At 51.3% G+C, this 16776-nt stretch carries 17 protein-coding genes; 13 read left to right on the forward strand and 4 right to left on the reverse strand.

Annotation, left to right across the window (positions count from 1 at the left end):
• Positions 1–9: 9 nt before the first annotated feature.
• Positions 10–1269, reverse strand: a complete 1260-nt coding sequence (locus tag L103DPR2_RS09830; protein ID WP_055360930.1) for an MFS transporter — start codon at positions 1267–1269, stop codon at positions 10–12.
• Positions 1270–1374: 105 nt separating this feature from the next.
• Here L103DPR2_RS09830 and L103DPR2_RS09835 point away from each other — a divergent pair, with 105 nt between their 5' ends.
• Complete coding sequence (locus tag L103DPR2_RS09835) at positions 1375–1719, forward strand: RidA family protein (protein ID WP_055360931.1); 345 nt, start codon at positions 1375–1377, stop codon at positions 1717–1719.
• Here L103DPR2_RS09835 and L103DPR2_RS09840 read toward each other — a convergent pair.
• Positions 1716–2888, reverse strand: a complete 1173-nt coding sequence (locus tag L103DPR2_RS09840; protein WP_055360932.1) for an MFS transporter — start codon at positions 2886–2888, stop codon at positions 1716–1718. The genes L103DPR2_RS09835 and L103DPR2_RS09840 overlap by 4 nt on opposite strands.
• Positions 2889–3147: 259 nt before the next feature.
• Here L103DPR2_RS09840 and L103DPR2_RS09845 point away from each other — a divergent pair, with 259 nt between their 5' ends.
• Both L103DPR2_RS09845 and L103DPR2_RS09850 read left to right on the forward strand, forming a co-directional pair.
• Positions 3148–4056 (forward strand): Bug family tripartite tricarboxylate transporter substrate binding protein, encoded by a 909-nt coding sequence (locus L103DPR2_RS09845; RefSeq protein ID WP_231717621.1) that lies wholly within the window; start codon positions 3148–3150, stop codon positions 4054–4056.
• Between the two features lie 45 nt (positions 4057–4101).
• On the forward strand, positions 4102–5067 hold the full coding sequence (locus L103DPR2_RS09850; RefSeq protein WP_055360934.1) for a 2-hydroxyacid dehydrogenase: 966 nt from the start codon (positions 4102–4104) through the stop codon (positions 5065–5067).
• Positions 5068–5088: 21 nt separating this feature from the next.
• On the opposite strand, the gene L103DPR2_RS09855 is transcribed toward L103DPR2_RS09850, so the two are convergent.
• On the reverse strand, positions 5089–6168 hold the full coding sequence (locus tag L103DPR2_RS09855) for a LacI family DNA-binding transcriptional regulator (protein ID WP_055360935.1): 1080 nt from the start codon (positions 6166–6168) through the stop codon (positions 5089–5091).
• A 187-nt stretch (positions 6169–6355) separates the two neighbouring features.
• Between L103DPR2_RS09855 and L103DPR2_RS09860 the strand changes: the two genes are divergently transcribed.
• Genes L103DPR2_RS09860 through L103DPR2_RS09905 form a run of 10 tightly spaced genes read left to right on the forward strand, consistent with a single transcriptional unit; the run spans position 6356 to position 15162 of the window.
• On the forward strand, positions 6356–6898 hold the full coding sequence (locus L103DPR2_RS09860) for a gluconokinase (RefSeq protein ID WP_055360936.1): 543 nt from the start codon (positions 6356–6358) through the stop codon (positions 6896–6898).
• Between the two features lie 23 nt (positions 6899–6921).
• Entirely contained in the window at positions 6922–7260 is a 339-nt protein-coding gene (locus L103DPR2_RS09865) for a hypothetical protein (RefSeq protein ID WP_055360937.1), read from the forward strand.
• 38 nt (positions 7261–7298) lie between these two features.
• Entirely contained in the window at positions 7299–8273 is a 975-nt protein-coding gene (locus L103DPR2_RS09870) for a TRAP transporter substrate-binding protein (protein ID WP_055360938.1), read from the forward strand.
• A 53-nt stretch (positions 8274–8326) separates the two neighbouring features.
• A complete protein-coding gene (locus tag L103DPR2_RS09875) occupies positions 8327–8866 on the forward strand; it encodes a TRAP transporter small permease (RefSeq protein WP_055360939.1) in 540 nt (179 codons plus the stop codon).
• Positions 8863–10143: a TRAP transporter large permease gene (locus L103DPR2_RS09880; protein WP_055360940.1), complete on the forward strand. Its 1281-nt coding sequence runs from the start codon at positions 8863–8865 to the stop codon at positions 10141–10143. Before L103DPR2_RS09875 ends, L103DPR2_RS09880 begins: the two co-directional genes overlap by 4 nt.
• A gap of 13 nt (positions 10144–10156) precedes the next feature.
• A complete protein-coding gene (locus L103DPR2_RS09885) occupies positions 10157–10927 on the forward strand; it encodes a glucose 1-dehydrogenase (RefSeq protein WP_055360941.1) in 771 nt (256 codons plus the stop codon).
• A 34-nt stretch (positions 10928–10961) separates the two neighbouring features.
• Positions 10962–12002, forward strand: a complete 1041-nt coding sequence (locus tag L103DPR2_RS09890) for an L-idonate 5-dehydrogenase (protein ID WP_055360942.1) — start codon at positions 10962–10964, stop codon at positions 12000–12002.
• Complete coding sequence (locus tag L103DPR2_RS09895) at positions 12002–12709, forward strand: VOC family protein (protein ID WP_055360943.1); 708 nt, start codon at positions 12002–12004, stop codon at positions 12707–12709. Before L103DPR2_RS09890 ends, L103DPR2_RS09895 begins: the two co-directional genes overlap by 1 nt.
• Before the next feature lie 3 nt (positions 12710–12712).
• Positions 12713–14188: a flavin-containing monooxygenase gene (locus L103DPR2_RS09900; protein ID WP_055360944.1), complete on the forward strand. Its 1476-nt coding sequence runs from the start codon at positions 12713–12715 to the stop codon at positions 14186–14188.
• 23 nt (positions 14189–14211) lie between these two features.
• A complete protein-coding gene (locus L103DPR2_RS09905) occupies positions 14212–15162 on the forward strand; it encodes an alpha/beta fold hydrolase (RefSeq protein WP_082466784.1) in 951 nt (316 codons plus the stop codon).
• Here the strand turns inward: L103DPR2_RS09905 and trhO are convergent.
• A complete protein-coding gene (gene trhO, locus L103DPR2_RS14530) occupies positions 15114–16745 on the reverse strand; it encodes an oxygen-dependent tRNA uridine(34) hydroxylase TrhO (protein ID WP_055360946.1) in 1632 nt (543 codons plus the stop codon). The genes L103DPR2_RS09905 and trhO overlap by 49 nt on opposite strands.
• Positions 16746–16776 lie beyond the last annotated feature (31 nt).

The following is a 16776-nucleotide window of genomic DNA, read 5'->3' on the forward strand; positions in this document are numbered from 1 at the left end:
CACACAAATTTAAGAAGTGTGATGGGGTATGTCCATGGATTCGTAAAGGGGCAAAATTTCTGTGCGAATGCGCTGAAAGTACTGCGCATAAATCAATGCGGCAAGGCCAGCGATCGCCCCAAACAAGGCCAAGGCATTTTGGCTGCCGATCAAACTGGCCAGCCAACCTGAACACAAAGAGCCCAAGGGTGACATCCCTAAAAATGACATGACATACAGCGCCGCCACACGGCCACGCAGTTCGTCTGGCACGATGCTTTGAAGCACTGTGTTGGTAGAAGCCGCTGTCAACATCATGCACATCGACGAGATGAACAACATGGGCAAGGCCAACCACAAACTGGGCACGAACGAAAAGGCAATCAAGGCAAGGCTGGCCCCCGCGGCACTTCGTCCAATGACTTTGAACAGGCCTCGAATGTTGGTGCGTGAGGCCAAATAAAGCATGCCGCAAACAGCCCCCAGACCTGCGGCACTGTAGAGAAGGCCTAGGGTGCGAGAATCACCATGAAATCGCTCACTCGCAAACCAGGGCATCAATGAACCGTAGGACTGCAAACAAAAACTGCTGATGGCCAATAAAATCAATGCACAGCGACTGGGGAAAAAGCCATAAGCGTAGCGAAGACCCACCATCAACTGGCGAACGATGCCGGCATGATGGCTGCGCGCAACATGCTTGGAGATCTCTGTTGCTCTTAAGGCATACAGCACGGCCAGGCGCATGGTGCAATTGGTGGCAAAACTCCAAACCTCGCCAAATGTTGCCGTAACCACTCCACCCAACATGGGGCCAATGAAACGCGCGCCATTCATCACCGTTGAATTCAAGGCAATGGCATTGGTCAGTTCTTGCCGGTTGGGCAGCAATTTAGAGATCAAGGCTTGCCTGGCAGGCGCATCAAATGCATTGCCCAGTCCCAGTACAGCATTGCCTGCAATGACATGCCAAGCCTCAATCTGACCACTGACCATGAGGGCCAACATCACCAGGGATTGCATCATGGCCAAAGAATTGGTCGCAAACAAAACACGACGAACGTCCATGCGATCAATCAGAACGCCCGCAAAGGGCGTGATGACCAGCATGGGAATTTGCAAGCTGAACGCTGAAAGCCCCAGCATCAAGGTGGAGCCAGACAAGCGATAGACCAGCCAGCTGGTGGCAATCAATTGGACCCAGTTGCCAATTTGCGAAGTGCCCTGCCCCACGATGAACAATCGAAAATTCCGGTGCTTAAGCGCACGCAGACTGTTCGGTAGTTTCATGGGTTTACATCCTGAGCAAGGGGTCGACAATGAAACTTCATTCTAGTGTCTTGTGCAGTGGCAAAATGCGTTCTATTCCAAAACCTCACAAACAAGGTCATTCACATGGTTCAAAGATTTGATGTCGGCACGCGTTTGTCCGAAATGGCCATCCACAATGGCGTGGTGTATCTGGCAGGACAAATACCAGAGGATCCCAACCTGGGCATTGAAGGTCAAACCCAACAAGTCTTGGATGCGATTGACAAATTACTTGCACGCGCAGGCACTGACAAAAGCAAGCTGCTGATGGTGCAAATCTTTTTAGTCGACCTGCAAGATTTTGAGGGGATGAACAAAGTCTGGGATGCTTGGGTGGTTCCTGGTCACACGCCACCACGTGCCACAGTTCAAGCGAATTTAGCCTCACCCAAATGGCGCTTAGAAGTGGTGGCCACGGCTGCCCTTTAATCGGCCGATGGCTTCATTTGAGCTTCATTGGGCAGAAACAACACAATCAGTGCACCCAAGGCTGCCACACAAGAGGCCGCTACCATCAATTGCGTAAAACCTGACGCCTTGACAAAGGGTCCTAGCGAATAAACAGCCAATGAACTGATGCCGAATGAAATGGCAATCCGCGTACCACTGACGCGCGAGCGCATGGCATCGTCAATGTAGCGGACCACCATGGTGTCGCTAAATGGAATGGCTGCAAAGACCATCACCATGTAGCCAATTGCAGCAACATACCAAACCCAACCCGTGGTTTGAGACGCCAGTGCAAAACTCACAATTTGCAAAAACAAAACTGCAAAGAACAAAGGTTTGACTGGCAGCCAATCGAGCAATCGACCGACGACCAATTGGGCCAAAGATGCAACAGCATAAATCACGGCCAACAGCATACCTAAGCGGGTCGGATCGTTGACCAGCCCGTCCAAGCGTTCAGCCAACAACTGGGTGTTGCCATTGGTGGTGATATTGAACAGCAAACTGGTGGTCGTGGAGGTGGCCACCATGACTGCAAAAGTGCGCCAAGCCAGTTGTTTCGGTAACTGAACGACCGTTGATTTTTTCTTGGCTGGCGCTGAAGTTTCATTGGGCGCGGTCCATGCAAAAAGAAAGCCGCACAAGATAGACACCACCCCAGGCACAATGAAGGCCATGCGCCATCCTTGCCAAGCCACTAAAAAGCCGGTGGACAAGGCAGCCATGGCAATGCCCAAGTTTCCTGCCAATCCATTCACGCCGATGGTCAGTCCTGGTCGCTCAGCTTTTTGAACCAACATGGGAATGCCCACGGGGTGGTAGATGGCAGAAAAAACTCCCAATACCGTCAGCGCAATCCCCATTTGCAAGGGCGTTTGCGTCAGCGCTACCCCCATGGCTGACAAGCCCATCCCAAAAAAGAAGACCAACATCATTTGGCGACGTCCCCACAGGTCACCTAAGCGGCCAGCTGGAATGGAACCCAAGCCAAACATCACAAAGGCACCGACCGTGTAGGGCATCATGTCCTCCCACCGCCCCACGCCAAAATCTGTGGCGATGGCACTGACGGCTGTGGCGAAAATCAATAAAAACAAATGGTCAAGCGCGTGACCAAGGTTCAATAACAAAGAAGCAATTTTGGGCATTGGGATCCAAACCGTGAAAGCAAACTGAATTAAACCGCGATTTAGGGTCTCTGTCAGGGGTGGCAAGCGCACAAACAAGGGAATATCCTGTGGGGAGTTTCTAAAAATTCTCATAGGCTATAGCTTGATTTTGACTGTGGAGTAAATCATGACAACTTCTCAAACTGCTTTTCCTCGACGCCGTTCAGCCATAACACTACTTTCAGGCATAGCGCTTTCCTTAAGTCTGACAGGCCTTCTGACGATCTCTCCAGCAGCCATGGCACAAACTTTCCCAAGCAAACCCATTCGATTGGTTTGCCCCTTCCCCCCTGGCGGCGCTGTTGACATCGCCTCACGCGCAATTGCACTCGAGTTGTCAAAGAACTTGGGCCAACCCGTGACTGTTGACAACAAGCCAGGCGCTGGCGGCAACATTGGTGGTGCCGAAGTTGCGCGTTCTGCGCCTGATGGCTATACCTTGCTCATGACCACCAGCGGCATTCAGGCCATCAATCCCGCGCTGTATGCCAAGATGCCCTTTGACCCCAGCAAAGACTTGGCACCTGTTTCGGCCTTGGTCTCCTTGAACAATGTGCTGGTCTTGCATCCTTCCGTCAAGGCCAACTCTGTGACCGAAGTCATTGCCATGGGTAAAGCTCAACCAGGCTTCATCAATTACGCATCAAGTGGCAGCGGCACCAGCACTCACATGTCGGGTGAAATGTTCCGTTCACTGTCCAACATCACCATGACGCATATTCCTTACAAGGGCAGCGCACCAGCCATGAACGATTTATTGGGTGGTCAAGTGATGATGATGTTCGACAACATTCCATCAGCACTCCCCCATATCAAAGCAGGCAAGCTCAAAGCACTGGCCACAACAGGTGCCAAGCGTGACCCATCCTTGCCCGATGTACCGACCATTGCAGAAGCTGGCTTGGCGGGTTACGAATCTGGCGTATGGTTTGGTTTGATGGTGGCGGCCAACACGCCTCGAGAAATCGTCAACAAACTCAATGCGGAAGTTGTTAAGGGCACCAAGTCACCCGAGTTCGTGAAACGCATGACCGAACTAGGTTACATCATTTACGGTACAAGTCCTGAGACCATGGCGGAGATGAACAAGGCTGAAGTCCAGCGTTGGGGCCCCATTGTCAGAGCCTCTGGCGCAAAAGCAGATTAAAGATTGAGCCCCTGCAAGGACGTCACATAGAAAGTTGAGTGAAATTTGAAAATTGTTTTTCATGGCGACAATGCAGCCAACTTCCGCCCAGGCTTGGAAGATTTGCTGCAAGGTTCTCATCAGATTGTGACCATCTCACAAGAGTTTGAGGGGCCTGAAGACAAAGCGCATTTTGAAACTGCCGATGTGGTGGTTGGCGTGACCTTGAACGCGGACATGCCCCACCCCCACAAAATGCGACTGCTTCAAGCCCCCGCGGCTGGCACCGATGGCATTCAACGCAGTTGCCTTCCGTCCCATGCGCAATTGGCCAATTGCTTTGGCCATGAGAATGCCATTGCTGAATATGTGATGGCGGCGCTGTTGTTGCGACATGTACCTTTGCATGAAGCAGATCGCGCCTTGCGCAAAGAAGAATGGCCATTTTTTGCAGGGCGACCGGGTGCCCTGCGAACTGAACTTGGGGCCCAAACCATGGGTTTGATCGGTTTTGGTCACATCGCCAAAACCCTGGCCCACCGTGCAAAAGCGTTCGGCATGCGTGTGGTCGTGGCCAATCGAAGTGACGTCACCAGCGCAGATGTCGATCAAAGCTTCAAGCTGGAAGATTTGCATTCTTTCATGCAAATTTGCGACGCAGTTGTTGTGACACTGCCATTGACCGACAACACGCGAGGTTTGGTCGATGCAAAGGCGCTGGCTTGCATGAATAGCCATGCCGTCATTGTCAATGTTGGACGAGGCGCGGTCATCGACGAAGCAGCCCTTTATCAAGCACTTCACGCGAAGCACATTGCTGGCGCCATCATCGACACTTGGTACCAATACCCAAGTACCGAGCAAGCCACTTGCGCGCCCTCTCAGTATGACTTTGCCAGCCTGTCCAACGTGCTGATGACGCCGCACATGTCTGGATGGACGACAGGTACGGTGCAAAGAAGAAAGCAAAGCATTGCAGACAATATCAATCGATTGTCTCAAGGTCAGCCTCTGCTCAATGTCTTGAGTTGAGTGGAGTTCTAGCGTGACTCGCTAGGTGCTTTGCCTTACAACGATCTCAAAACCCAAATCAAGCTGCGCTTGCTCAGGCGTTTCACCATGGATCAACTGCAACAGCATCTGGGCTGCAGCCTCCCCCACTTGTGCTCGGGGTGTTCGAACAGTGGTGAGGGGTGGCCACATTTGATCGCTCCCCGTTAAATCATTGAAGCCCGCAATGGCCACTCGCTGTGGCACAGAGATACCGAGACGCATGGCTGCCAACAAAGCGCCTTGCGCCAAGTCATCGTTGCAAAAGAAAATGGCATCGACGGCTGGATTTTGCTTCACGATTTGCTCAAACATCAAGCCGCCTAAGGCCAAAGATGAAGGCGCAGGGTTCAGCCACTCTAAGTTGGGGTCGTACTTTTGACTGGCCTTTAGGGCTTTACGCCAACCTTGCAATCTTTGCATGACCCGAGGATCGAGCTGTGCCGCCGCAAAGACGATGCGTTTTTTTCCTTGCGCCAAAAGATGCTGTGTCATGGCCTCCCCCGCATCAACTTGTCGAAAACCAACGCAATACGGCCCTGAAGTGATTGATTCTCCTTCAGCAAAAGCTGCAGAAGTTGATCCCAATTCTTCAGGCAAGTCCATCAAGTGCACGCAAGGGACATTGCTCCGTGCCATCAGTTTTTGCGTACTGAGGCTGTGATCCAAACCGGTGATCAACATGCCTGCAGGTCGATGGTGCATTTGCTCCCTGAGCAGTTGCTCTTCTTCACTGGCGTTGTAGTGCGTGACGCCCATCAAGGTTTGGAAGCCCGCTGCGCGCAAGGTTCTTTGCGCCGCTTCTAGCAAGTCCACAAACAAGGCATTCGTCAGCAAGGGAATCAAAATGGTGACGTGGTCACTGCGTTGAGATGCCAAGGCCCGCGCCGCAGGGTCTGGTACATAACCCAGCTTTTCAGAAACAGCCATGACCCGTTGAACCAAGTCAGGGTCAACGGCGCGTTCCCCCCTCAAAGCACGAGAAACCGTACTCGGACTGACGCCTGCAGCTTGTGCCACATCGTTCAGGGTAATGCGACCTGTCGATCTGTGATGTTTGGGACGGCTTAAGGAGGTCTTCAAGGGTTATTCCGGAGAGGAACTGAAATCATTGTCGTTAGGATAGCGCTATCCAAAGAATTTAATCGCATTTCAACACATTCATCAGCCCTCGATTTCCCTAATGAAAAATTGATGAACCGCAAGTTTCTCTTTTTTTACATATTAGGACAGCGCTGTCCAAGCTGGCACTCTTCAAACTCAAAATCTCATGTCATCTGAAGATCAAACACTGAGAATCATTGTGATGGGCGTGTCTGGCTCTGGAAAATCAACCTTAGCGCACAGCCTTAGCGACGCATTGCAACTGCGAATGAAAGACGGAGACGAGCTTCACCTGCCAGAAAGCGTTGCCAAAATGAGTGCGGGCATTGCACTGCAAGATGAAGACCGTTGGCCTTGGCTTGATCGCATTGCAGACTACTTAACAGGCAGTGGCGACCCAACAGGAACAGGCGGCATTGTGGCCTGCTCGGCGCTCAAACGCATTTACCGGGATCGCATTCGAGATCATGCTGGGCCTGTGGTGTTTTTATTTTTAGATGGCCATCCAGATCTGATTCGACAACGCATGCAGCAACGCGTGGGGCACTACATGCAAGCAGGCTTGCTAGACAGTCAATTGCAAACACTGCAAAAACCGACAGCAGATGAAAAAGATGTCATCACACTCGACATCGATCAACCTGTCTCCCTAATACTTGAGCAAGCCCTTCACGCTTTGCGCGCTTCAACACTCAATGTGCTGACCTAATTTTTAAACCACATAGGATTCCCATGTTCATTCGATGCGCATTTTTTCAAGGCAATGTCAAACCGGGCAAAGAACAAGCCTTCAATGACTACATCCGAAAAGAACTGGTCCCCTTATGGACTCGCTTTCCTGGCGCTCAAGAAGTCCGCGTTTTGCGTCAAGTTGAAAGTGATGTCACAGATCCTCACTTTGGCATGGTGCTCTCAGTTCGTTACCCCACGCGGGAGTCGATTGAAGTTGCATTGGCTTCTGAAGTTCGATTAAAGAGCCGCGAAGTTTCTAAAGATTTGATTGCCATGTTTGATGGCAATGTTTTTCACACGGTATTCAGTGCTGACGAATATGCACTGCCCACCGATTGATTTTTTTCACCCACGTTAAAACCACAGGAGACTCAACCATGAAAATTTCTCGCATTCTCATTGCCTGCTTGATCGCCAGCATGGGCTCGGCCGCATTTGCAGCCAAGTTCAACCTCAAAATGGGCCACGCTGTGAACACCACAGACGGCCAACACGCAGCAGCGCTCAAATTGGCCGAATTGGTCAAGCAACGCACCAATGGTGATGTTGAAATCACCATCTTCCCCGCCAATCAATTGGGCAACGATGCTGCCATGATCAACGGCGTGCGCGGTGGCACCATCGACATCGTGTCTAGCGGCGCCTCCAACTACAACGGCATTGTGCCCAACACAGCTGCCATGGAATTACCCTTTGTATTCCGTAGCGCACAACATGCTTACACCGTCCTGGATGGCGCTGTGGGAACTGGCGTCTTGAACGAACTGGCACCTCATGGCATGAAGGGCTTGGCCTACTGGGAAAACGGCTGGCGTGCTTTCACCAACAACAAACGTCCAGTCAACAAGCCTGAAGATTTGAAGGGTTTGAAGATTCGCTCGACCCCCAACCCCTATCACATTCAGGCCTTCAAACTTTTGGGTATGAATCCTTCACCTATGCCGATTGCTGAGCTGTACACCGCTTTGGAAACAGGTACGTTTGACGCACAAGAACACCCCATCAACGTCACTTGGTCTTCTAAATTTTACGAAGTTCAAAAGCACTTGACAGTAAGTAACCACGTTTACTCTCCCCTGATTGTTGCCATGAACAAAGGGAAATTCGATTCCTTGCCCGCCAACTATCAAGCCATTGTGGTTGAAGCTGCTCGCGAAGCTGCCAAGTACCAACGCGGTTTGAATGCAGCCAATGCAGGCAAAGTGGTTGCAGAACTGAAAAAATCTGGCATGCAAGTCATTGAGAACGTCGACATGGCACCTTTCCAGAAAATTGTGTCTGCCGAAATTGCCAAAACATTTGGTGAAAAAAATGGCCCAGCTTTGTTGCAAGCCATTGAAAACACGAAGTAATGTGTGATCCAAAAGCCCTCTTCTCTTGAAGAGGGCTTTTCAATGTGTGTCTTATGAAAAAAATCAACGACTTGTTTTTTCGCCTCGCCGAGTTCACCTTGGTCATCATGTTGACCGCCATGGTCATCATGGTTTTTGGCAATGTGGTTTTGCGTTATGGCTTTAATGACGGAATCATCAGTTCTGAAGAACTGTCGCGATTTTTGTTCATCTGGATTACATTTTTGGGCGCCATTGTGACCATGCGTGACAATGCGCATTTGGGGCTAGATTCCGTCGTTCGAAAGCTCAGTTTGACCGGAAAAAAAATTGCTTTCGGTATTTCGAATCTGCTGATGCTCGGTTGCTGTGTTCTCATGTTTTACGGCACTTTCAAACAGCACGGTATCAATGCCACCACACGCTCAGGCGTGACAGAATTGCCCATGAGCTGGGTTTACGGTGTAGGCTATATCACCAGTATTGCCATGGGCCTCATGATCGTAGGCAAATTGGTCAGACTGGCCAAAGGCGACTTCAACGAAGCAGACCTGATTCAAGTCACCGACTCTGAAGAAGACGCTAAACCCCATTTGCAAGGGAGCGCCAAATGACTGTCTTAGTATTCATTGGCTCTTTGTTGGCTGCCATGGCTTTGGGCATGCCCCTGGCCTTCTCCCTGATCGTTTCAGGTGTGGCGCTCATGCTGCACTTGGACAACTTTGACACGCAAATCGTGTCACAAAATTTAATCAATGGTGCAGACAACTTTCCATTGATGGCCGTCCCTTTCTTCATGTTGGCTGGCGAATTGATGAATGCCGGCGGCATGAGCCGACGCATTGTCAACTCAGCATTGGTGTGGGTTGGGCATTTTAAAGGGGGGCTGGGCTATGTAGCTGTATTTGCGGCCATCATCATGGCCAGCTTGTCTGGCTCTGCGGTAGCTGATACAGCCGCTTTGGCAGCAGTGCTGATGCCCATGATGCGAGAGGCAGGCTACCGCATGGACCGCTCTGCAGGTCTGATTGCCGCTGGCGGCATCATTGCCCCCGTCATACCCCCATCCATTGGCTTTATTTTGTTTGGTGTGATTGGTGGCGTGTCCATTTCCAAACTTTTCATGGCGGGCATCTTTCCTGGCATCTTGATGGGTGTTGCCTTGCTCGTGACCTGGTGGATCGTGGCGCGTAAAGACAATGTCAAAGTGTCTGAACGTGTCGCCATGAAAGAAAAAGTTCGCGTCACGATTGATGCTTTTTGGTGTTACCTGTTAGCCATCACCATCATTGGCGGCATGAAGATGGGTATCTTTACGCCCACCGAAGCGGCTGTTGTGGCCGTGGTTTACTCGCTGTTCATTGGTTTGTTTGTTTACCGCGAAATCAAAGTTAAAGATTTGTACGGCATTATTTTGGCAGCCGCCAAAACGTCGTCCGTGGTGATGTTCTTGGTAGCCGCAGCTTTGGTTTCAGCTTGGTTGATCACCATCGCCAACATTCCTGCCCAAGTGGTTGAAATGCTGCGTCCTTTTATCGACAACCCCACTCTCTTGATGATCATGTTGATGCTAGTGGTGCTCGTGGTCGGGACAGCGCTCGATTTTGCACCCACCGTGTTAATTTTGACGCCAGTGCTGATGCCCTTGGTGCGTGAAGCGGGCATCAATCCGGTCTACTTTGGCGTGTTGTTCATCATCAACAACGCCATTGGTTTGCTCACCCCTCCGGTAGGTACGGTGCTCAACGTGGTGTGCGGCGTTGGCCGTATTCCCATGCATGAAGTGATTCGGGGCGTCATGCCCTTTTTGATCTCTCAAGTCGTGGTCATGGGTCTCTTGATTGCTTTCCCCATTTTGGTGATGGGCCCGCTTAAATGGTTATCGAGTTAAACAGAGTGAAGTTATGACAGTTCTCAGCACATTTCAATTGAATGGCAAATTGGCCCTCATTACAGGGTCTTCCGCAGGGATTGGCTTTGCATTGGCACGCGCATTGGGTGAAGCAGGTGCGCATGTCGTGATCAATGGTCGCAATGCTGAGAAAGTTTCGGCGGCAGCTCAAGCACTCAAAGACGAAGGCTTGAATGTCAGCGAGGCCGTATTTGACGTCACCGACGCCAAATCCGTCACCACGGCAGTGAATGACATTGAAGCCAAATTGGGTGCCATCGACATTTTGGTCAACAACGCCGGCATGCAAATTCGAGGACCCTTGCATGAATACAAGGACGAAGATTGGCACACGCTCATGCGAACCAACCTCGACAGTGTTTACTACGTGGGCAAAACGGTGGCCCAAAAGATGATTCCGCGTGGTCGCGGCAAGATCATCAACATCTGCTCCGTCCAAAGTGAATTAGGTCGTCCAGGCATTGCGCCATACACGGCCTCCAAAGGTGCCGTCAAAATGTTCACCAAAGGCATGGCCATTGATTGGGGACAATTTGGCATTCAGGTCAATGGCATCGGCCCAGGCTATTTCAAAACAGAACTGAACCAAAAACTAGTGGACGACCCGCAGTTTTCCTCTTGGCTGGTAGGACGCACACCCAGCAGACGTTGGGGCGATGTTGAGGATTTAGGCGGCGCAGCCGTCTTTTTGGCCAGCGATGCCTCCAAGTTTGTCAATGGCCACATCCTGTACGTGGATGGCGGTGTCACGGCTACACTCTAAGCATTGAAACGAAGATTCCCCATAAGGCTCTCCTATGCGCGCACTGATCTGCCACTCCGCCAAAGATTTAAGAATTGAAACCACTGAACTGCCCGCCATGGGGCCGGACCAAGTTCGCGTCAAAGTTGCCTTTGGTGGTATTTGTGGTTCCGATTTGCATTACTACCAACACGGTGGTTTTGGCACGGTTCGCATCAAGCAGCCGATGGCCTTAGGCCACGAAATTTCAGGCGTGGTGGATGGCCTGGGTGCCAACGTGAAGCATCTGGCCGTCGGTCAACGCATTGCCATTTCTCCGTCGCGACCTTGCGGTTCATGCCGCTACTGCCAATTGGGTCAGCAAAACCATTGCCTCCACATGCGCTTCTTTGGCAGCGCCATGCCCTTCCCCCACATTCAAGGTGCATTTGCTGAGCAGCTCATCATCGAAGGCTATCAAGCGCATCCCATCGGTGCACACCTTAGCCTTTCGGAGGCTGCCTTGGCCGAGCCCTTGTCTGTTGGCTTGCACGCCATCCAACGTGCTGGCGGCGTGTTGGGCAAGCAAGTGTTTGTCTCTGGCTGCGGCCCCATTGGATCCTTGCTGATCGGCGCATTGCGTCGTGCAGGAGCGGCCCGCATTGTGGCCGCCGACATTGCCGACCTGCCCTTGAAGTGCGCTCAAGAGATGGGTGCCGATGAAACCATCAACCTCAAGACGCAACCTGAGTTGCTCGAAAAATACAAAGTTGACAAAGGCCAGTTTGAAGCTGTCTTTGAAGCCTCTGGCAGTGAACCCGCTTTGCGTGCGGGTCTGGATGTCATCATGCCGCGCGGCGTGTTGGTCTCTGTGGGCATGGGTGGCGACATGAGCATTCCAATGACCCAACTGGTTGCCAAAGAGGTGGACCTGCGCGGTACCTTCCGATTCCATGCAGAGTTTGCCAATGCCGTTCAATTCCTCAATTCAGGTTTGATCAATGGCAAACCTGTGATCACGGGCATCTTGCCCATGGACAAAGCGGTGGATGCCTTTGAACTGGCTTGCGACAAATCGCAATCCTTGAAAGTTCAAATCGACTTCGAAGTCGTTTGATGAAAAGCCAAATTGACCATTTGGTGCTTGCAGCCCACAGCTTGCAACAAGGTGTTGAATGGTGTGAATCCGTTTTAGGTATCACACCGGCAGCGGGTGGTGAGCACGAAAAGTACGGCACGCACAATCGATTGTTCAAAATCGCCACGCCCACTTTTCCAGTGGCATATTTCGAAATCATCGCCATCAACCCAGATGCCGTCATCGAAAAAAAACCACCTCCTACCAGATGGTTTGATTTAGACAACAAAGCGCTTCAAGCTGAGTTGATCAAATCGCCCAGGCTCATTCACTTTGTGGCCAACACCGAGAACATCCAAGATGCGCGTCATGCTTGGAAGGCACAAAGCATTGATCGCGGCCCCATCATTCACGCCAGCCGCAAGACGCCGAAAGGCTTGCTGCAGTGGCAAATTACGGTACGCCCAGATGGCGAGCGTTTGTTCAACGGCACCCTGCCCACACTCATTCAATGGGGCAAGCCTGAGGCTGCTGATCCCATGAAGTTGCATCCACGCAATCATTTACCTCGCTCTGGCATTTCGCTGAAGAGCTTATCGGTTCAGCATGCAAGCGCTGGCAAATTACAAGATGCTTATGATGCAATTGGGCTTGCCAACATCAGTGTTGCTGAAGGCCCCGCAAACATAGTTGCCACTTTGCAAACGCCCAAGGGCTTGGTCACCTTAGAAAGCCTAGGAATCTAAACCATGCCACACTCGCAACAGGGTCAGTCTGGCGGCGAGTCAGCCATCATGGATGTCCTCATTGTGGGCGCTGGTTTATCGGGCATTGGTGCTGCAAGACATCTGCAAATGCATTGCCCCCAAACCCATTGGTGCATCCTAGAAGCACGCGAAGCCATCGGGGGTACTTGGGATTTATTCAAGTACCCTGGTATTCGCTCTGACTCCGACATGTACACCCTAGGCTACGCTTTCAAGCCTTGGGTTGATCACAAGTCCATCGCAGATGGCAAAACCATTCGACAGTACATCCAAGAAACCGCCGACGAAAACGGCATCACACAACACATCAAGCACGGACACGCCGTGACGCAAGCCAGCTGGTCCACGGCAGATGCATGTTGGACAGTCACCGCTAATAAATCTCAGGTTTCTGAACCGGTGATTTTCAAAGCGCGCTTCCTGTACTTTTGTTGTGGTTACTACAGCTACAAAAACGGTCATCAACCCGACTTTCCTGGCCACGCATCTTTTCAAGGCAAATGGGTGCATCCGCAGTTCTGGCCCGATCACCTGAACTACGCCGATCAAAAAGTGGTGGTCATTGGCAGCGGTGCCACTGCAGTCACCTTGGTACCCGAAATGGCCAAGACTGCGGCGCATGTCACCATGCTGCAAAGATCGCCCACGTATGTGATCGCCAGGCCCGGCGAAGACACGATGTCTTTGTGGTTGCAAAAATACTTGCCTGCGAAATTAGCTTATCAAATCACACGAACGAAAAACGTGGTCATGGGCATGTTGACCTACCAATTGGCGCGCCGGCGACCTGAGTTTGTAAAACGTTATTTGGTCAAAATGGCAGCTCGGCAATTGCACTCTGATCAAACCGCCCAACATTTTTCACCCAAATACAAACCTTGGGACGAGCGCTTGTGTGTTGTGCCAGATGGCGATTTGTTCCGGCAAATCAGACATGGCAAAGCCAGCGTGGTGACGGACACCATTCAAAGCATTTTGCCCAATGGCATTCAATTGAGCAGCGGAAAAACATTAGAAGCAGACATCATTGTGTCTGCCACAGGTTTGTCCTTGAACATTTTGGGTGACATTCAAATTCAAGTCGATGGCTTGCCCTTCAAGGCTTCTGAACAAATGGCCTATCGCGGCATGTGGCTGTCGGGCTTGCCCAATGCCATCATGACCTTTGGCTATACCAATGCATCCTGGACTTTGAAAGCTGACTTAACGGCCTTGTACACCTGCCGCCTGCTCAACTACATGAACAAGCACGGTTACAAAAAAGCAATTCCGGTGAAAGACCCCAGCATTCAAGAAGCCGACTACTTGTCGTTTACTTCTGGCTACGTGCAACGTGCACGCAATGTGCTGCCGAAGCAAGGCACCAAAGCACCTTGGCAAGTGAATCAAAATTATTTAAAAGACATCCTCTTGATCAAATATGGCCGTCTGAACGATGGCGTCATGAAGTTCAGTTAATGTGAGCACCCGAGGTATTTGAAATGCTAGTTTTATGGCTTCTATTTTTGTTCTTCATGAGCATGCTGGGTTTGGTTCTGTTTGCCAGCTTTTCAAACAAAAAAGCAGAGCAATTTTTACCGCCCGCTGGGCAGTTTGCCAAGCTGAGTCAAGGGACGCTTCATTACCTTGATGAAGGTCAAGGCACAGCTGTTGTGCTTGTACACGGCCTTGCCGGCAATTTTCACAATTTCACCTATGGCGTCTCCAAGCCATTGTCTGCGCAGTATCGCGTCATCGCAGTGGACCGTCCTGGCTGTGGTTACTCAAAACGCAATCCCCATGCAGACGCCAGTCTGGAGGCGCAAGCTGATACTTTGATTGAATTGCTGGACCATTTAAAAATTGAATCGGCTGTTTTTGTAGGCCACTCCTTGGGCGGTGCTATTTCTTTGGCAGCGGCGCAACGCCATCCGTCACGCATCAAAGCACTGGCACTCATTGCGCCCCTCACCCACCAACCTGAGAGCCCAGCACCTGTTTTCAAGCCGCTTGATATTCCATCGCCTGTGCTTCGCAAATTGATCGGCTGGACATTTGCAGTGCCTGGCACACTTCTCAGAATGTCCACCAGCTTGAAGTTCATCTTCGGCCCTGAAAAGGCCCCAGCAGACTTCGCCATTCGAGGCGGCGGCATTATGGCGCTTAAGCCCCAAACATTCATCACGGCATCCAGTGACCTACAGCAGGTGAAAGCATGCATGCCCAACATCGAAGCAGCCTATGCCAGCATGACCACACCTGTTCACGTTTTGTATGGCCGAGAAGACCGTATTCTGAGCGCCAAACTCAATGGCGAAGACTTAGCTCAGCGCCTTCCTGGCACGCAGCTCACCCTGATCAATGGCGGTCACATGCTGCCAGTGACGCAAGCTGAGGTCACCTGTCAATTCATTGCCGGCGTGGCGGGAAAAGCAACAGGCTTAGCGCCTTGATGCCAAACTTTGTATTTGTGCATCACTTCTAAATAAGCAGGTGACTGCTCAAAGTTTTCCAACCAAATTTTCAGCGCCGACCAAGCCTGGGCATCAAACCAGTCTCGGTCTGTTCGTGCAAATTGCCTCACAAACGGCGCAATGGCTGCATCCACCCAGCACCATTGATCACCCATCACGTAGGACGATTTTTCCAGTTGCGCATTCAATTTCATCAAGAAATTTGAACCCATTTCTCGATGCGCCAAACCGTCAGTCAGCGCATATCGGTTGGGGTATTTGTAACGGTCTAAATTTTTCTTAAATTCGTCATCGCATGAACGAACCCATTCTTGTGCAAGGGCATCGTTGGACTGCCCTTCGGTAGACCATCGCTCGGGATCACTTTGCGCCAGTGCCCAATGCATGATGTCCAAGCTTTCTTCCATCACTTTGTCTTTCAACACCAGCACAGGAACGGTCCCTTTGGGTGACACAGCCAACATGCTTTCGGGTTTTTGCGACAACGCAATTTCACGCATCTCACATCGAATCCCACTGGCCAGCAAAGCCATGCGGGCCCTCATGGCATAAGGGCAACGGCGGAAGGAATACAAAATGGGCGCATCTTGAGGCAACAAAGCAGCCACCTTTTCTTGACGTTGAGGCGTACCAATGTGATTGATCTGACGGGCTTTGGCAATTTCCCATTGCTTTTGGCGTTCCCGTGCACTGTTCTTTTGAACCTCGCTGGTTTGGCCATGGCATCGTGGGCAACTGACGCCCAACTCAAACAAGGGTGAGGCTTTGGCACCCGCAGGCAAAGGCTCGCGGCAGCAACGGCAGAGTTCATGGGGTCCAGGCTTCAAGCCATGACCGACAGACACGCGCTCATCAAATACAAAGCACTCCCCCTCCCACAAACTTTGCTCCGGTGGAACTTCTTCAAGGTATTTCAAAATTCCGCCTTGCAAATGGAAGACTTCTTCAAAGCCCTGATCTAGCATCAATGAGGTTGATTTCTCGCAGCGAATGCCGCCTGTGCAAAACATGGCCACTCTGGGCTTCTTGCCATTGCGCGCTTCCAATTCCTTGGCCTGCTGAACCCAATCTGGCAGTTGCGAAAAGCTCTGAATGTTGGGATCGAGTGCCCCTTTGAAAGTGCCAATCTCTACCTCGTAATCGTTGCGTGTGTCGACCACCACCACATCGGGGGAAGAAATCAGTGCATTCCAGTCTTTGGGTTTCACGTATTGACCGACACGGTGCGTGGGACTGATACCTGGGACACCCAAGGTGACAATTTCTTTTTTAAGGCGCACCTTCATGCGGTGAAAAGGTGGCTTGTCAGCAAAGGACTCTTTGTGCTCTAAATCTGCCAACAAAGGATCGGCTCTCAAATACGCCAACACAGCATGCACGTCGGCGGGTGCACCGGCAATGGTGCTGTTGATGCCCTCACGCGCTAACAAAATTAGCCCCTTGACATTGTGTGCCTCACAAAAGGCCAGCAGAGGGGCACGTCGATCCTCAAAATTTGGCAGATCAACAAATTTATAAAAAGCAGCAGTGAGATAAACAGGGGTAGATAAATCGGTGCGCATGCCTGTATTTTGCACGCACTGGCATACCCCA

The sequence above is a fragment of the Limnohabitans sp. 103DPR2 genome, from assembly GCF_001412575.1.
In the GTDB taxonomy this organism is placed as follows: Bacteria; Pseudomonadota; Gammaproteobacteria; order Burkholderiales; family Burkholderiaceae_C; genus Limnohabitans_A.